Source organism: Streptomyces sp. LS1784 (assembly GCF_020103755.1).
Taxonomy (GTDB): Bacteria; Actinomycetota; Actinomycetes; order Streptomycetales; family Streptomycetaceae; genus Kitasatospora.
In genome coordinates this window covers 1-2,043 of record NZ_JAHSQD010000926.1, presented here as the reverse complement: position 1 = coordinate 2,043, position 2,043 = coordinate 1, and the positions used below count along the sequence as shown (strand labels likewise).

Here is a 2,043-nt window from a genome sequence, read left to right as displayed (position 1 = left end):
GGGCCCTGGAACGGCTCGGCACCGGCGCGGGCGGCGGGACCGGCCCCGTCCGGGCGCTCGCCGGGGACATCGACCGGGACGGCCTCGGCCTCTCCCCGGCCGGGCGGGAACTCGCCCGGGGCGCCCACCTGGTGGTGCACGCGGCGGCGGACGTCCGGCTGGTGGCCCCGCCCGACGAACTGGAGCGCACCAACCACACGGCGGTGTGCCGGCTGCTCGACTGGGTCGGGGAGCACGCCCCGGACGCACGGCTCCACCATGTCTCCACGCTCGCCGTCTCGGGCGGCGTCGACGGCCCGCCGCGCCGCTTCAGCGAGGCGGACCTGGAGATCGGCCAGCACTTCCGCACCCCGTACGAGCGGACCAAGTACCGGGCCGAGCAGGCCGTGCGGGCCTGGGCCGCCCGCGGACACGCCGCCTACCTGCACCGCAGCGGCCACATCGCGGCGCACAGCCGGACCGGCGCGTTCCAGGCCAACGCCGACGACAACCGGATCTACCAGCTGATCCGCGGCTACCTGCTCGCCGGCGCCGCGCCGAGCCGGCCGGACACCGCCTTCTCCTTCTCGTACGTGGACACGGTGGCCGCCGGGATCGCCGCGATCGCGCTCGACCCGTACGCGGCGCCCGGGGCGTACCACGTGGAGTCGCCGCACGCCGTCCCGCACGACGATCTGGTGCGGTGGCTGGCCGGGCACGGCCACCGTGTGCGGCTCACCGACGAAGAGACCTTCGCGGCCGCCCTCGCCCGGGCCGAGCGGCGCCACCCGACGGCCGTCCGGCTGGCCGCCGCCTGGGCGGCGCAGGAGGAGCGCCGCGTCCTGGTGGACAGCGCGTACACCACCGGGGTGCTCGACCGGCTGGGCGTGCGCTTCGCCGCCCCGACCCCGCGGTGGTGGTCGGCCGCGCTCACCTGGGCCGCCGAGGCCGGCTACCTGCCGCCCGTCGACCCGCCCCCACCCACCCGTGACGACATCCGTGCCGCCACCGGTGACGACATCCGTGAAGGCAGGACCAACCCGTGAAGGCAGGCCCCGTGTCCCAGCTGTCCCCGGTGCTCAAGCAGGCCACCCCGGTCGTCGCCGTACGCGGCGAAGGACTCCACCTCTACGGCGCCGACGGCCGCCGCCACCTCGACTTCACCTCCGGCGTGGGGGTGACCAGCACCGGCCACTGCCACCCGAGGGTGGTCGAGGCCGTCCGGGAACAGGCCGGCCGGCTGATCCACGGGCAGTACACCACCGTGCTGCACGACCAGCTCCTCACGCTCACCGAGCGGCTCGGCGAGGTGCTGCCGCCCGGCCTGGACTCGCTGTTCTACGCCACCGCCGGCACCGAGGCGGTGGAGGCCGCGCTGCGGCTCGCCCGGCACGCCACCGGGCGGCAGAACGTGATCGTGTTCGAGGGCTCCTTCCACGGCCGCACCATGGGCGCGGCCTCGCTCACCACCGCCGGCACCCGGTTCCGGGCCGGCATCGGCCCGCTGATGCCCGGGGTCGCGGTGGCGCCCTTCCCGGCCGCGTTCAGGCTCGGACTGTCCGGGGAGGAGGCGGTGGCGCACGCCCTGCGCGGCCTGGACGAGGTGCTCGCCACGGTCTGCGCGCCCGCCGAGACGGCGGCCGTGTTCGTCGAGCCGGTGCTCGGCGAGGGCGGCTACGTTCCGGCCCCGCCCGGCTTCCTGGCCGGGCTGCGCGAGCGGGCCGACCGGCACGGCATCCTGCTGGTGGTGGACGAGGTGCAGACCGGCTTCGGCCGCACCGGCCGGTTCTGGGCCCACCAGCACGAGGACGCCCACCCGCACGGGGACGGCTTCCGACCCGACGTCCTGATCACCGCGAAGGGCCTGGCCAGTGGCTTCCCGCTGTCCGCGATCGCCGCGCCCGCCGAGCTGATGGGGCGCGCCTGGCCCGGCTCGCAGGGCGGCACCTACGGCGGCAACCCGGTGGCCTGCGCCGCCGCCCTGGCGACCCTGGACGTGCTGCGCGAGGAGCGGCTGGTCGAGAACGCGGCCGAGCAGGGCGCCCGGCTGCTGGCCGGGCTGCG

Annotated in this window: 2 protein-coding genes; both read left to right on the top strand. The window is 76.7% G+C overall.

Features of this window, described 5'->3' with window-relative positions:
• Positions 1 to 1,025 (top strand): SDR family oxidoreductase (locus KS423_RS44295; protein WP_224285336.1); only part of this gene is annotated, 1,025 nt, incomplete at its 5' end.
• 11 nt (positions 1,026 to 1,036) lie between these two features.
• The coding region (locus KS423_RS44290; RefSeq protein WP_224285337.1) for an aspartate aminotransferase family protein at positions 1,037 to 2,043 on the top strand (1,007 nt) is incomplete at its 3' end.